At 73.0% G+C, this 14,377-nt stretch carries 11 protein-coding genes; all 11 read left to right on the top strand.

Annotation, left to right across the window (positions count from 1 at the left end; all coding sequences use genetic code 11):
* The first annotated feature begins 29 nt into the window (after window positions 1-29).
* The 11 genes from M1O15_RS16975 to secG all read left to right on the top strand — a co-directional run bounded on the left by M1O15_RS16975 (window position 30) and on the right by secG (window position 14,127).
* Window positions 30-674, top strand: coding sequence for a papain-like cysteine protease family protein (locus M1O15_RS16975; protein WP_372499486.1), 645 nt, complete (start codon window positions 30-32; stop codon window positions 672-674).
* A gap of 5 nt (window positions 675-679) precedes the next feature.
* Window positions 680-1,516 carry a hypothetical protein gene (locus M1O15_RS16970; RefSeq protein WP_248634713.1) on the top strand — a complete coding sequence of 279 codons (837 nt, stop codon included), beginning with the start codon at window positions 680-682 and terminating at the stop codon, window positions 1,514-1,516.
* A gap of 103 nt (window positions 1,517-1,619) precedes the next feature.
* On the top strand, window positions 1,620-3,725 hold the full coding sequence (gene uvrC / locus M1O15_RS16965; RefSeq protein ID WP_248634712.1) for an excinuclease ABC subunit UvrC: 2,106 nt from the start codon (window positions 1,620-1,622) through the stop codon (window positions 3,723-3,725).
* A 241-nt stretch (window positions 3,726-3,966) separates the two neighbouring features.
* Window positions 3,967-4,854 carry an RNase adapter RapZ gene (gene rapZ / locus M1O15_RS16960; RefSeq protein WP_248634752.1) on the top strand — a complete coding sequence of 296 codons (888 nt, stop codon included), beginning with the start codon at window positions 3,967-3,969 and terminating at the stop codon, window positions 4,852-4,854.
* Window positions 4,851-5,873, top strand: a complete 1,023-nt coding sequence (locus M1O15_RS16955; RefSeq protein WP_248634711.1) for a gluconeogenesis factor YvcK family protein — start codon at window positions 4,851-4,853, stop codon at window positions 5,871-5,873. Before rapZ ends, M1O15_RS16955 begins: the two co-directional genes overlap by 4 nt.
* The gene (whiA, locus tag M1O15_RS16950; protein ID WP_248634710.1) at window positions 5,864-6,862 is read left to right on the top strand and encodes a DNA-binding protein WhiA; all 999 of its coding nucleotides are present in this window, start codon (window positions 5,864-5,866) and stop codon (window positions 6,860-6,862) included. The genes M1O15_RS16955 and whiA overlap by 10 nt, the downstream gene beginning before the upstream one ends.
* Before the next feature lie 382 nt (window positions 6,863-7,244).
* Window positions 7,245-10,199: a M14 family metallopeptidase gene (locus M1O15_RS16945; RefSeq protein ID WP_248634709.1), complete on the top strand. Its 2,955-nt coding sequence runs from the start codon at window positions 7,245-7,247 to the stop codon at window positions 10,197-10,199.
* Between the two features lie 261 nt (window positions 10,200-10,460).
* Window positions 10,461-11,465: a type I glyceraldehyde-3-phosphate dehydrogenase gene (gene gap, locus M1O15_RS16940; protein ID WP_248634708.1), complete on the top strand. Its 1,005-nt coding sequence runs from the start codon at window positions 10,461-10,463 to the stop codon at window positions 11,463-11,465.
* Window positions 11,466-11,699: 234 nt separating this feature from the next.
* Window positions 11,700-12,911, top strand: a complete 1,212-nt coding sequence (locus M1O15_RS16935) for a phosphoglycerate kinase (RefSeq protein WP_248634707.1) — start codon at window positions 11,700-11,702, stop codon at window positions 12,909-12,911.
* A gap of 6 nt (window positions 12,912-12,917) precedes the next feature.
* Entirely contained in the window at window positions 12,918-13,694 is a 777-nt protein-coding gene (gene tpiA, locus M1O15_RS16930; RefSeq protein ID WP_248634706.1) for a triose-phosphate isomerase, read from the top strand.
* A 202-nt stretch (window positions 13,695-13,896) separates the two neighbouring features.
* A complete protein-coding gene (gene secG, locus M1O15_RS16925; protein WP_248634751.1) occupies window positions 13,897-14,127 on the top strand; it encodes a preprotein translocase subunit SecG in 231 nt (76 codons plus the stop codon).
* The last annotated feature ends 250 nt before the right edge of the window (window positions 14,128-14,377 follow it).

Below are 14,377 nucleotides of genomic sequence, written 5' to 3'. Positions count from 1 at the left end.
CTCCCCACATCCCCCGTCGGAGGAACACGATGCGCAAGCTCGTCAGACCCCCGCAGCACCCCTCCGCCCCCCGGCGCCGTCCGCGGCACCGCCTCGCCCTCCTCACGCTGCTCACCGCCGTACTCATGGCGCTGACCGCCGCCGCCCCGACCGCCGCCGTCGCCGCCGACGGTTCGGACGGTGCGGCCGCGCTCGGCCAGAAGCGGCTGGACATCACCATGCAGGCCCAGGTCAAGACCAACTGGTGCTGGGCGGCCGGCGGCAACACCATCGCCGCCTGGTTCGGCCGCAGCTACGCCCAGAACCAGTTCTGCAACGCGGCGTTCAACCGCCAGCAGGGCACCGAGTGCCCCAACAACCAGGCCACCCTGGGCAATGTGCAGACCGGCCTGCGCTGGGCCGGGATCAACCCCGGCTCCTATGTCACCGGCTGGCTGCGATACGCCACCGTGCAGAGCGAGATCAACGCCGACCGCCCGGTGGAGACCCGGATCCAGTGGTCCAGCGGCGGCGGCCACATGCATGTGATCTACGGCTACGACGACGCGAGCAGCCTCGTCTACTGGGGCGACCCCTGGCCCTCCAGCAACCGCTACAACTGGGCCTCGCACGACTGGTACGTGAACAACAACTCCTTCTCCTGGACCCACTCCCTCTACCGGATCGGGGCGTGAGCGCGATGACCGCACGGCACCTCGCGGCCGCCACCGCACTCGCCGCCGCCCTGCTGGCCGGCGCGGCTCCCGCGGCCCTCGCCGCCTCCCCGTCGCCCGCCCCGGGCGCGGCCACCCCGGACCGGGCCGTCTCCGCGCCCGCCACCCTGGACACCCTCGGCCGCTTCTTCACCCAGCCCGCGGCCGGAGCCGGTAAGGGAGCCGGGGCCGCGGCGGACACCAGGGCCGGGAAGCCCCGGATCGACGGAACCTCGGTCCCGGTGCACGTACTGTCGCCCGACTTCGTCGCGGGCCGGGCGGGCGCCCCGGTGGCGCGGGTCGAGTACCACGCCGCCACCGCGACCGCCGCCGACGGCCGGCAGGCCTCCGTCTGGACCGTCCGGCAGGGCGGGTCCTGGCGGGTGGTGAACATCGCCACCGGCGACGACGAGGCCCGCTACGTCCGCCAGGGCGCGCGGCGGCTGCCCGGCGGCACGGTCTTCCGGGAGCCCCAGATCGACGCCTGGTACGTGCGGAAGGGGGCCACGGTCCTCCCGCTCGACGAGGACGCCATCCGCGCGGTCGGCGCCCGGGGCACCACCCTGGCCGCCTACCGGGAGCGGGTGCGCGCCGACTACGGGGACAAGGCCCCGGGCTCGGCGTACGCGAAGAAGGGCCTGGCCGGCGGCTACGGCACCCCGGCGGGCCGTACCGCGCCGGTACCGGCGACGGCGGAGGGCTCGGCGGAGGAGGGCGGTCCGCTCGGGGCCGGCGCCCCGCTGACGGCGGCCGGCGGTGGGCTGGTGCTGGGCGCGGCTGCCCTCGCCCTGACCCGCCTCCGCGCCGCACGCCGCCGAACCTGAGGCCCGCTTCACCGGCTGACGGCTGATGGGGCGCCTCCGCTTCGGTGGAGGCGCCCCTTCGCTCGGCTCCGGAGTGTCAGTGGGCGCCAGTAGGGTGTGAGTCATGGCAGACCCCTCCAGCTACCGCCCCAAGCCGGGACAGATCCCCGACTCGCCGGGGGTCTACCGGTTCCGCGACGAGCACCGCCGGGTGATCTACGTCGGCAAGGCCAAGTCCCTCCGGCAGCGGCTCGCCAGCTACTTCCAGGACCTCGCCGGGCTGCACCCCCGCACCCGCACCATGGTGACCACGGCCGCCTCCGTGGAGTGGACGGTGGTGTCCACCGAGGTCGAGGCGCTCCAGCTGGAGTACTCCTGGATCAAGGAGTACGACCCCCGGTTCAACGTCAAGTACCGCGACGACAAGAGCTACCCCTACCTCGCCGTCACGCTGAACGAGGAGTTCCCCCGCGTCCAGGTCATGCGCGGGCAGAAGAAGAAGGGCGTGCGGTACTTCGGCCCGTACAGCCACGCCTGGGCGATCCGGGACACCGTCGACCTGCTGCTGCGGGTCTTCCCGGTGCGCACCTGCTCCGCCGGGGTCTTCCGCAACGCCGCCCGCACCGGCCGCCCCTGCCTCCTCGGCTACATCGGCAAGTGCTCCGCGCCCTGCGTGGGCCGGGTCACCCCGGAGGAGCACCGGGAGCTGGCCGACGAGTTCTGCGACTTCATGGCCGGCCGCACCGGCACGTACATCCGCCGCCTGGAGAAGGACATGGCCATCGCGGCGGAGGACATGGAGTACGAGCGGGCCGCCCGCCTGCGCGACGACATAGGGGCCCTGAAGCGGGCCATGGAGAAGAGCGCCGTCGTCCTCGCCGACGCCACCGACGCCGACCTGATCGCCCTCGCCGAGGACGAGCTGGAGGCGGCCGTGCAGATCTTCCACGTCCGCGGCGGACGGGTGCGCGGCCAGCGCGGCTGGGTCACCGACAAGGTGGAGGCCGTGGACACCGCCGGCCTGGTCGAGCACGCCCTCCAGCAGCTGTACGGGGAGGAGAGCGGCGACGCGGTGCCCAAGGAGGTCCTGGTCCCGGCCCTCCCCGAGGACGCGGACGCGGTCAGCCAGTGGCTCGGCGACCGGCGCGGCTCCCAGGTCTCCCTGCGCGTCCCCCAGCGCGGCGACAAGAAGAGCCTGATGGAGACCGTCGGGCGGAACGCCCAGCAGGCCCTGGTGCTGCACAAGACCAAGCGCGCCAGCGATCTGACCACCCGCTCCCGGGCCCTGGAGGAGATCGCCGAGGCGCTCGGCCTGGAGACGGCCCCGCTGCGCATCGAGTGCTTCGACATCTCCCACCTCCAGGGCGAGGACGTGGTGGCGTCCATGGTCGTCTTTGAAGACGGCCTGCCCCGCAAGAGCGAGTACCGGCGCTTCGCCATCCGCACCTTCGAGGGGCAGGACGACGTCCGCTCGATGCACGAGGTGGTCTCCCGCCGGTTCCGGCGCTACCTCGCCGAGAAGGAGCGGACGGGGGAGTGGGACCTCGCCGCCGACGGCGCCGAGCCGGGGCCGGGCGGCGTCGGTACGGGGACGGGGACGGGGGCAGCCGAGCCTGGGCCGGACGCCGCCGGAACCGGAGCCGGTACGGGCGGGGCCGAGGCGGTCGGGATGGGGCCGCTGGAGGACGACGGGCGGCCCAGGAAGTTCGCCTATCCGCCGCAGCTGGTGGTGGTCGACGGCGGCAGGCCGCAGGTCGCCGCCGCCCGGCGCGCGCTGGACGAGCTGGGCATCGACGACGTGGCCGTCTGCGGGCTGGCCAAGCGGCTGGAGGAGGTCTGGCTGCCGGACGACGAGGACCCGGTGGTGCTGCCGCGCTCCAGCGAGGGGCTGTATCTGCTCCAGCGGGTCCGTGACACCGCGCACGACTTCGCCATCCGCTACCAGCGCGCCAAGCGGCACAAGCGGATACGGACCGGCCCGCTGGACGCGGTGCCCGGCCTGGGCGAGGCGCGCAAGCAGGCGCTGATCAAGCACTTCGGTTCGGTCAAGCGGCTCCGGCAGGCGACGATCGAGCAGATCTGCGAGGTGCCGGGGTTCGGCCGGAAGACCGCCGAGGCCGTGGCCGTGGCGCTCGCCCGGTCCGCACCGGCCGCGCCCGCCGTCAACACGGCGACCGGAGAGATCCTTGAGGAGGAGGACGTGGCGGCCTCCCCGGGCCCGTCCTCCTGAACCGGGCGCGCGGGGGCGCCCCCGCCGCGACCGGCGGCCGGGCAGGGCGATCGGCGATGATCGGTGGTGATGGATGATGATCGGCAATGATCGTGGTGGCGAGGGCGTTCACCCGGTGCGGAGCGGTCCGCACCACACCGCCCCCGACCCCACCCCCGCAGCGGACCGCAGCACCACACCGACCGAGCACGACCGGGAACCACCGAGAGACGGAGCAGCAGACGTGAGTACGGGCACGACGATGGAGGCCGGCGAGGCCGCCGAGGCGGCGACCCCCGAGCTGGTGATCATCTCCGGAATGTCGGGCGCGGGCCGCAGCACCGCGGCCAAGTGCCTGGAGGACCTCGGCTGGTTCGTGGTGGACAACCTGCCACCGGCGCTCATCCCCACCATGGTGGAGCTCGGCGCCCGCTCCCAGGGCAATGTGGCGCGGATCGCCGTCGTGGTCGATGTGCGCGGCCGCCAGTTCTTCGACGCCCTGCGCGAGTCCCTGTCCGACCTGGACACCCGGCAGGTCACCCGCCGGATCGTCTTCCTGGAGTCCTCCGACGAGGCGCTGGTGCGCCGCTTCGAGTCGGTGCGCCGCCCGCACCCGCTCCAGGGTGACGGCCGGATCGTGGACGGCATCGCCGCCGAGCGGGACCTGCTGCGCGAGCTGCGCGGCGACGCCGACCTGGTGATCGACACCTCCAGCCTCAACGTCCACGAGCTGCGCGCCAAGATGGACGCCCAGTTCGCCGGCGACGAGGAGCCGGAGCTGCGCGCCACCGTGATGTCCTTCGGCTACAAGTACGGCCTGCCGGTCGACGCCGACCTGGTGGTGGACTGCCGCTTCCTGCCCAACCCCCACTGGGTGCCCGAGCTGCGCCCGTACACCGGGCTGAACGAGGAGGTGTCGGGCTATGTCTTCAACCAGCCCGGCGCCAAGGAGTTCCTCGACCGGTACACCGAGCTGCTGCGGCTGATCGCCACCGGCTACCGCCGCGAGGGCAAGCGGTATGTCACCGTCGCGGTCGGCTGCACCGGCGGCAAGCACCGCTCGGTGGCCATGTCCGAGAAGCTCGCGGCCCGGCTGGCCTCCGAGGGCGTCGAGACCGTCGTGGTGCACCGGGACATGGGGCGCGAGTGAGGACCACCCGCCGGCGTACGAGCACCCTTACCGCCCGTACGCTGCGTCGGCGCGGCACCCAGCCCAAGGTCGTCGCCCTCGGCGGCGGCATGGGTCTGTCCGCGTCGCTCGCCGCGCTGCGCCGGATCACCGGCGACCTGACGGCCGTGGTGACGGTCGCCGACGACGGCGGGTCCAGTGGCCGGCTCCGCGAGGAGCTGGGCGTCCTGCCGCCCGGCGACCTGCGCAAGGCGCTGGCCGCGCTCTGCGGTGACGACGACTGGGGGCAGACCTGGGCCCGGGTCATCCAGCACCGCTTCCAGTCCCACGGCGCGCTGCACGAGCACGCGGTCGGCAATCTGCTGATCGTGGCGCTGTGGGAGCAGCTCGGCGACCATGTCCAGGCGCTGGACCTGGTCGGCCGGCTGCTCGGCGCGAACGGCCGGGTGCTGCCCATGTCGGCCGTACCGCTGGAGCTCCAGGCCCTGGTCAAGGGGCACGATCCGGCGCGCCCGGAGGACGTGGACACCGTGCGCGGCCAGGCCACGGTGGCGCTCACCCCCGGCGAGGTGCAGTCCGTCCACCTGGTGCCGAACGACCCGCCGGCCGTCCCGGAGGCGGTGGACGCCGTCCTTGACGCCGATTGGGTGGTTCTGGGGCCCGGTTCCTGGTTCTCCTCGGTGATCCCGCATCTGCTGGTGCCCGAGCTGCTGGACGCCCTGGCGGAGACCAGGGCGCGCCGGGTGCTCTCGCTGAACCTCGCCCCGCAGCCCGGCGAAACCGAGGGCTTCTCCCCGCAGCGTCATTTGGAGGTTTTGGGACGACACGCCCCTAAACTCGCCCTGGACGTGGTGCTGGCCGACGAGGCCGCCGTGCCCGACCGCGACTCCCTCGCGGACGCCGCCAAAGGGTTCGGCGCCGCGGTCGAGCTGGCCCGCGTGGCCAGGGCGGACGGATCGCCCAGGCACGACCCTGAGCTGCTGGCCGCCGCGTACGACCGTATTTTTCGGATGCATGGAAGGATCGGCCCATGGCGATGACGGCAGCGGTGAAGGACGAGATCTCCCGGCTTCCCGTCACCCGCACCTGCTGCAGGAAAGCCGAGGTGTCGTCGATCCTGCGGTTCGCCGGCGGGCTGCACCTGGTGAGCGGGCGGATCGTGATCGAGGCGGAGCTGGACACGGCGATGGCGGCCCGCCGCCTGAAGCGGGACATCGCCGAGATCTTCGGCCACAACTCCGAGCTGATCGTGATGGCGCCCGGCGGGCTGCGGCGCGGCTCGCGCTTCGTGGTCCGGGTGGTGGCCGGCGGTGACCAGCTGGCCCGCCAGACCGGGCTGGTCGACGGCCGGGGCCGGCCGATCCGCGGCCTGCCGCCGCAGGTCGTCTCCGGCGCCACCTGCGACGCGGAGGCCGCCTGGCGGGGGGCGTTCCTCGCCCATGGCTCGCTGACCGAGCCGGGCCGCTCCTCCTCGCTGGAGGTCACCTGCCCGGGCCCGGAGGCCGCGCTCGCACTGGTCGGCGCGGCCCGTCGGCTGTCCATCGGGGCGAAGGCCCGCGAGGTGCGCGGGGTGGACCGGGTGGTGGTCCGGGACGGCGACGCCATCGGCGCGCTGCTGACCCGGCTGGGCGCGCACGAGTCGGTGCTGGCCTGGGAGGAGCGGCGGATGCGCCGCGAGGTGCGGGCCACCGCCAATCGGCTGGCCAACTTCGACGACGCCAACCTGCGCCGTTCGGCCCGGGCCGCGGTGGCCGCGGGGGCGCGGGTGCAGCGGGCGCTGGAGATCCTCGGCGAGGAGGTCCCCGAGCACCTCGCGGCGGCCGGCCGGCTGCGGATGGAGCACAAGCAGGCCTCCCTGGAGGAGCTGGGCGCCCTCGCCGACCCGCCGCTCACCAAGGACGCGGTCGCCGGCCGCATCCGCCGGCTGCTGGCGATGGCCGACAAGCGCGCCCAGGACCTGGGCATCCCGGGCACCGAGTCCAATCTGACCGAGGACCTCGCCGAGGACATGGCCGACGTGGTCGGCTGACGCCGACGGGGACCGGGGTGCCCTTGCGCGGGCGGCGCGCTGGTCGGCCGGCGCCGACGGGGGCCGGGGTGCCCTTGCGTGGGCGGCGGCGTGTTGGTTGGCCGACGCCGGTACGGCCGCTCGGCCCCGTACCGCCGCCTCGTGCCCGCCACCCACCCCCCCCGCCGCGGCGGCGCAGGTCACCGGTTCGGGCGGGGCAGGGGGTGGCCGCCCGCGCGTGTCGGCTCCGCCCGTGGGCTCGGTCGCGCGCACCGCGGGGCCCTTCTGCCTCAGCCGCACCCACGCCTCCGGACACACCGGACCACGCGGTATTGACATGATCATGGCCCGTCGAAAGCCTGGCGCCGTCCACTTCCGTGGCACACCACAGCAAGGGGGGCACATGAGACAGAAGGCGAGAGCGGTTCTCGCCGCGGCGGCGCTGCTGGCGACCGGGCTGGTGGCGGTGCCCGTCGCCGGGGCGCAGGCGCGCGCCGGGGACGGGGGCGGGGAGCGGCTCTCCGTCTGGCGCGCGGAGGTCACCAGGGGGCAGGTACCGCTGCTGCTGGAGGCCGGGGCCGACGGGCACGAGCTGACCGAGCAGGTGCCCGCCAAGGGCACCGCCACCGTGGAGCTGTACCTCACCGGGGCGCAGGCGGACGAGCTGCGGGGGGAGGGGGTCAGGCTCACACCGCACCAGGTGTCCGCCGCGGCGAAGCGGCGTACCGCGGCGGCCGGGGACGGGGTGTTCCGGCCGTACGGCGGCGCGGGCGGGCTGAAGGCGGAGATCCAGGCCACCGCCCGCGCCCACCCGGGGATCACCAAGGTGGTGAGCATCGGGAAGACGGTCAAGGGGCAGGACATTCTGGCGCTGAAACTCAGCAAGGGCGCCACAAAGCAGCGGGACGGGAGCAAGCCGGCCACGCTCTACCTGTCCAACCAGCACGCCCGGGAGTGGATCACCCCGGAGATGAACCGGCGGCTGCTGCACCACTACCTCGACGGCTACGGCAAGGACCCGCGGATCACGCGGATCGTGGACTCCACCGAGCTGTGGTTCGTGCTGTCCGCCAACCCCGACGGCTACGACTTCACCCATGCCGACCCGGCCAACCGCCAGTGGCGCAAGAACCTGCGGGACAACGACGGGGACGGGAGGATCGCTCCGGGGGACGGGGTGGACCTCAACCGGAACTTCTCGTACAAGTGGGGCTACGACAACGAGGGTTCCTCGCCCGACCCGGCCGACGAGACCTACCGCGGCACCGGGCCCGCCTCGGAGCCGGAGACGCGGGCGATCGACGCCTTCCAGAAGCGGATCGGCTTCCGGTACGGGATCAACTACCACTCCGCCGCCCAGCTGCTGCTGTACGGGGTGGGCTGGCAGGTCGCCACCGACACCCCGGACGACGTACCGCTGAAGGCGCTGGCGGGTACGCCCGAGAAGTCGGCCGTGCCGGGCTACCGTCCGCAGGTGTCGTCCGAGCTCTACACCACCAACGGCGAGGCGGACGGCCACGCGGCCAACGTCAACGGGATGCAGATGTTCACCCCGGAGATGTCCACCTGCGCCACCGCCTCCCGGATCGACCCGGATGACGCCTGGGAGCCGGGGGACTGCGCCTCGGTGTTCACCTTCCCGGACGACGAGAAGCTGATCCAGCAGGAGTTCGCCAAGAACATCCCGTTCGCGCTGGCGGTCGCCGAGTCCGCCGCGCGCCCCGACGACCCGGTCTCCCCGGTCGGCACCCCGGCGCCCGCGTTCGTCCCGGACGCCTTCGCCGTCTCCTACGCCCGCGGCGACCAGCAGGTGGCCGTCACCGCGCGCAAGTCCCTGCGGGACAAGGAGCTGAGGTACCGCGTCAACGGCGGCCGGACCTGGGACCAGACCCTGAAGCCCTGGCGCGGCGGCGAGCGGTACGGCGGTGAGGACAACCTCTACTACGACGAGTACCGCGCCAAGGTGCAGGACGGCGAGCCGGGCGACCGGGTGGAGGTCTGGTTCACCGGGCGGACGAAGAAGGACGGGAAGCGGGTCAGCTCCGTACCGTTCACGTACACGATCGCCGAACGGCCGCGCGCCGACACGCTGGTGATCGCCGACGAGGAGGGGAGCGCCCCGGCGCGGCACACCGCCGCGTACACCGCCGCCGTCAGGGCGAACGGCGGGCGGGCCGCGGTCTGGGACACCGCCGTCCAGGGCGCGCCGCACCCGCTCGGGGTGCTCTCCCACTTCCGTACCGCCCTCTGGTACACCGGCGCCGGCGAGCCGGACGGGCCCACCGCGCTCGCGGTGCGCGACTACCTCAACGAGGGCGGCCGGCTGGTCAACGCCGGTGAGCACGCGGGCGGCGAGACCGACATCGGCCGCGCCTACAGCGACGACTTCGCGCAGTACTACCTGGGCGCCTACCGCCGGGCCGGGCTGGCCGGCGCGGAGGAGTTCGAGGGGGCCGGCAAGCTGCGGGGGACCTCGGTCCCGCTGGCCGGCGCGGCCGGCAACCCGCTGGACTCGGCCGGCAGTTACACCGCCACCTCCGACACCCTGGACCCGGCCGACTTCCCGCAGTTCAGAAGCGCGGCCGGCGGTGACTACCCGGGGGTGCGCACCCCGTTCGAGCCGTACGAGGGCAGCTCCTTCGCCGCGGCCCGGCACAGCGACAACGCCTGGATGCGGCTGAGCCGCACCGTCGACCTCACGGCCGCCACCGCGGCGCAGCGGCCGGCGCTCCGGTTCCGGCTGAGCCATGACCTGGAACCCGGCTACGACAACGTGATCGTGGAGGCCCGCACCGAGGGCGGCGAGGACTGGACCACCCTGCCCGACGCCAACGGCGCCACCTCCACCGAGGTGCCCGCCGACTGCGCCGAGGGCTTCTACCTCGCCGGGCACCCCGCGCTCGCCCGCTACCTCACCCTGGGCCCCGACGGCTGCGCGCCCACCGGCACCAGCGGCGCCTGGCACGCCTTCACCGGCAACTCCGGCGGCTGGCTCCCGGTGGCGATCGATCTGAGCGCCTACGCCGGCAAGCGGGTCGAGCTGTCGGTCTCCTATGTGACCGACCCGGGCACCGGCGGCACCGGGGCGTTCGTGGACGACACCCGGCTGGTCACGGGCGGCACCACCACCGGCGCCGAGGGGTTCGAGACCTCGCTCGGGGCGTGGAGCGTGCCGGGGCCGCCGGCCGGCAGCCCGGGCAACGCCACCGACTGGGCGCGCTCGGGAGCCCTCTACCGGTCCTCGGCGGCGATCACCACCCGGGACACCGTGCTGCTCGGCTTCGGCCTGGAGCACGTGCCCGCGGCGGGGGACCGCGCCCGGCTGCTCGGACGGGCCCTGGACGTGCTCCGGCGCTGAACCGGGGTAGCCGTATCCGATGGCTCGCAGACCCCCGGAAAGCCGCCCGGAAGAGCACCTCCGCGCTCGTCCGGGCGGCCGCGCACGGGCCGGTGGCGTTACCGGCCGGTAATGCGGGTCGGACCAGGCCTCCGAGCCCCGTACAGGCGCTTCGGATGTCACCCCACCGCCACCGGAGGGGTAGGGTCGGAGGCGGTCGGGGACATCCCAAAACAAGCTCGCCGGCGTCACTGGCCGGCGTACCAACGAGGAGATCGGTTCGTGACGATCCGCGTAGGAATCAACGGCTTCGGCCGCATCGGGCGCAACTACTTCCGCGCGCTGCTGGAGCAGGGTGCGGACATCGAGGTCGTGGCTGTCAACGACCTGGGCGACACCGCGACCACGGCCCACCTGCTGAAGTACGACACCATCCTGGGACGCCTCAAGGCCGAGGTGACCCACACCGAGGACTCCATCACCGTCGACGGCCACACCATCAAGGTGCTGTCCGAGCGCGATCCGGCCGACCTCCCCTGGGGCGAGCTGGGTGTCGACGTCGTCATCGAGTCCACCGGCATCTTCACCAAGAAGGCCGACGCCGAGAAGCACATCGCCGGCGGCGCCAAGAAGGTCCTCATCTCGGCTCCGGCCAAGGACGAGGACATCACCATCGTGATGGGCGTCAACCAGGACCAGTACGACCCGGCGAAGCACCACGTCGTCTCCAACGCCTCCTGCACCACCAACTGTGTGGCGCCGATGGCCAAGGTGCTCGACGAGAACTTCGGCATCGTCAAGGGCCTGATGACCACGGTCCACGCCTACACCAACGACCAGCGCATCCTGGACTTCCCGCACAAGGACCTGCGCCGGGCCCGCGCCGCCGCGGAGAACATCATCCCGACCTCCACGGGCGCCGCCAAGGCCACCGCGCTGGTCCTCCCGCAGCTCAAGGGCAAGCTGGACGGCATGGCCATGCGCGTCCCGGTGCCCACCGGCTCGGTCACCGACCTGGTCGTGGAGCTGGACCGCGAGGTCACCCGCGACGAGATCAACACCGCCTTCCAGAAGGCCGCCGAGGGCCAGCTGAAGGGCATCCTGGAGTACTCCGAGGACCCGATCGTCTCCTCGGACATCGTCAACCAGCCGGCGTCGTGCACCTTCGACTCCCCGCTGACGATGGTCCAGGGCAAGCAGGTCAAGATCATCGGCTGGTACGACAACGAGTGGGGCTACTCCAACCGCCTCGTCGACCTCACCGTCTTCGTCGGCGACAAGCTCTGACGCTTCACCGGCGGCCCCGCTGAGGGCCGCCACCGACGGCAGGGCGGGCGACCTCGACGTCGAGGTACCTGGGTCGAGGCACCTGGTGTGAGCACAGGGCCCGGGCAGCGCTACGGTGCGCTGTACGGGCCCTGTCGCTTGCGCCGGGGCCCGCCCGCAGCCGGGACCGGCGCGCCGCACGGCCGCCGCCCTTGACGTTCTTCGCTTCCACCAGGAGTACGGAGCCCAGCACAGATGAAGACGATCGACGAACTTCTCCGCCAAGGAGTCGCCGGCAAGCGGGTATTCGTCCGCGCCGACCTGAACGTGCCGCAGGACGGCACCACCATCACCGACGACGGCCGCATCCGCGCCGTGCTGCCGACCGTCAAGGCGCTCGCCGACGCCGGCGCCAAGGTCGTGGTCGCCTCCCACCTCGGCCGTCCCAAGGGCGCCCCGGACCCGGCGTACACCCTGCGCTTCGCCGCCTCCCGCCTCGGCGAACTGCTCGGCGCCCCCGTCTCCTTCGCCGACGACACCATCGGCTCGGCCGCCCACCACGCCGTCGAGGGCCTCGCCGACGGCCAGGTCGCCGTCCTGGAGAACCTCCGCTTCAACCCCGGCGAGACCGCCAAGGACGACGCCGAGCGCGCCGAGTTCGCCGCCCGCCTGGCCGCCCTCGCGGACGTCTACGTCGGCGACGGCTTCGGCGCGGTGCACCGGAAGCACGCCTCCGTCTACGACCTGCCGCGGCTGCTGCCCTCCTACGCCGGCTACCTGATCACCACCGAGGTCGGCGTCCTGGCACGTCTCACCGACGACGTCAAGCGCCCGTACGTGGTGGTCCTCGGCGGCGCCAAGGTCTCCGACAAGCTCGGCGTCATCGACAACCTGCTGAAGAAGGCCGACCGCATCCTCATCGGCGGCGGCATGGCGTACACCTTCCTCGCCGCGCAGGGCAAGGAGGTCGGCATCTCCCTGCTCCAGGAGGACCAGAAGGAGCAGTGCGCCGCCTATCTGCGCGAGGCCGCCGAGCGCGGTGTGGAGTTCCTGCTCCCCGTCGACGTGCTGGTCTCCGCCGAGTTCCCGGACCTGAAGACCAAGGCCCCGGCGAACCCCACCACCGTCTCCGCCGACGCCATCCCCGCCGACCAGGAAGGCCTGGACATCGGCCCGGAGACCCGCCGGCTCTACGCCGGCAAGCTCGCCGACGCCGCCACCGTCTTCTGGAACGGCCCGATGGGCGTCTTCGAGCACCCCGACTACGCCGAGGGCACCAAGGCCGTCGCCCAGGCGCTCGCCGACTCCCCGGCCTTCTCCGTGGTCGGCGGCGGCGACTCCGCCGCCGCGGTGCGGAGCCTGGGCTTCGACGAGAAAGCATTCGGCCACATCTCCACCGGCGGCGGCGCCAGCCTCGAATACCTCGAGGGCGCGGCGCTCCCCGGCCTCGAAAGCCTGGAGGACTGAACCTCGATGACCGCTCGCACCCCGCTGATGGCGGGCAACTGGAAGATGAACCTCAACCACCTTGAGGCCATCGCCCACGTCCAGAAGATCACCTTCGCGCTGAACGAGAAGGACTACGCCGCCGTGGAGGTGGCCGTCCTCGCCCCCTTCACCGACCTGCGCACCGTGCAGACCGTGGTCGAGGGCGACAAGCTGCCGATCAGGTACGGCGCCCAGGACATCTCCGCGCACGACTCCGGCGCCTACACCGGCGAGGTCTCCGGACCGATGCTGGCCAAGCTGCGCTGCGCCTATGTGGCCGTCGGCCACTCCGAGCGCCGCCAGTACCACGGCGAGAGCGACGAGCTGTGCAACGCCAAGGTGAAGGCCGCCTTCAAGCACGGGCTCACCCCGATCCTCTGCGTCGGCGAGGGCCTGGACGTGCGCAAGGCCGGCAACCAGGTCGCGCACACCCTCGCCCAGGTCGACGGCGGGCTGAAGGACGTCCCCGCCGAGCAGGCCGAGACGATCGTCATCGCCTACGAGCCGGTGTGGGCCATCGGCACCGGCGAGGTCGCCACCCCCGAGGACGCCCAGGAGGTGTGCGGCGCGATCCGCGGCCGCCTCGCCGAGCTGTACTCCCAGGAGCTCGCCGACAAGGTGCGCATCCAGTACGGCGGCTCGGTCAAGTCCTCCAACGTCGCCGCGATCATGGCGCAGCCGGATGTGGACGGCGCCCTGATCGGCGGCGCCGCGCTGGACCCGGAGGAGTTCGTCAAGATCGTCCGCTTCCGCGACCAGTGAGTATGCGGTAGGGCGGAATCGTCGTACCCTTGCGGGGGCCGGGACACCTCCACCCCAGGAGGCGCCGCCGGCCCCCGCCGTCCGTACAAGCCCGGGCGCCGGCCGTCCGGGACGAGGGAAACCCCGTGGGAAACGCGGGAAACCCCAGGAAACCCGGGCGCCCACGCCCGGAAACGCCAGGAAGTAGGGTCCAGCCGTGGTTATGGGGTTCTCGATCGCCCTGATCGTCTTCAGCGGTCTGCTGATGCTGCTGGTGCTGATGCACAAGGGGAAGGGCGGCGGCCTCTCCGACATGTTCGGTGGCGGCATGCAGTCCTCCGTCGGCGGCTCCTCGGTCGCCGAGCGCAACCTGGACCGGATCACCGTGGTCCTCGGGCTGCTCTGGTTCGCCTGCATCGTGGTGCTCGGCCTGCTGATGAAGGTCAGCGGCTGAGCCGCTGACTCCCACGGCGGCCGACGAGGGTCGGCCGCCGAGCGCCCCTCCGCGCCCTTCCCACCGCCTCCGCGCCCCGGCGCCGGCCCCGTGCCGCGCCGCTGCCCGCGGAGGCGGTCGCCGTTTCCGGGGCCGTAGGGGAGCGGGCGCGGACGGTGGTTCCGCTTCCGGGCCGGACGGGGGTGGCGCGGGGGTCCGGTTACGGCCGGTGGCGGGACGCCGGGGGCGAAGCGGCGGTTCCGCTCCGGCC

It is taken from the genome of Streptomyces lichenis, assembly GCF_023218175.1.
GTDB classification, from domain to species: domain Bacteria; phylum Actinomycetota; class Actinomycetes; order Streptomycetales; family Streptomycetaceae; genus Streptomyces; species Streptomyces lichenis.
The sequence above is the reverse complement of the archived record's forward strand: the minus strand, read 5'-3'. Positions and strand labels throughout refer to the sequence as shown.

Bases quoted from the DNA above. Each gene is read 5' to 3' on its own strand.
- secG (WP_248634751.1), top strand. From the start codon at position 13,897: ATGGGGTTCTCGATCGCCCTGATCGTCTTCAGCGGTCTGCTGATGCTG.
- M1O15_RS16935 (WP_248634707.1), top strand. From the start codon at position 11,700: ATGAAGACGATCGACGAACTTCTCCGCCAAGGAGTCGCCGGCAAGCGG.
- tpiA (WP_248634706.1), top strand. From the start codon at position 12,918: ATGACCGCTCGCACCCCGCTGATGGCGGGCAACTGGAAGATGAACCTC.
- M1O15_RS16970 (WP_248634713.1), top strand. From the start codon at position 680: ATGACCGCACGGCACCTCGCGGCCGCCACCGCACTCGCCGCCGCCCTG.
- whiA (WP_248634710.1), top strand. From the start codon at position 5,864: ATGGCGATGACGGCAGCGGTGAAGGACGAGATCTCCCGGCTTCCCGTC.
- M1O15_RS16945 (WP_248634709.1), top strand. From the start codon at position 7,245: ATGAGACAGAAGGCGAGAGCGGTTCTCGCCGCGGCGGCGCTGCTGGCG.
- uvrC (WP_248634712.1), top strand. From the start codon at position 1,620: ATGGCAGACCCCTCCAGCTACCGCCCCAAGCCGGGACAGATCCCCGAC.
- rapZ (WP_248634752.1), top strand. From the start codon at position 3,967: ATGGAGGCCGGCGAGGCCGCCGAGGCGGCGACCCCCGAGCTGGTGATC.
- M1O15_RS16975 (WP_372499486.1), top strand. From the start codon at position 30: ATGCGCAAGCTCGTCAGACCCCCGCAGCACCCCTCCGCCCCCCGGCGC.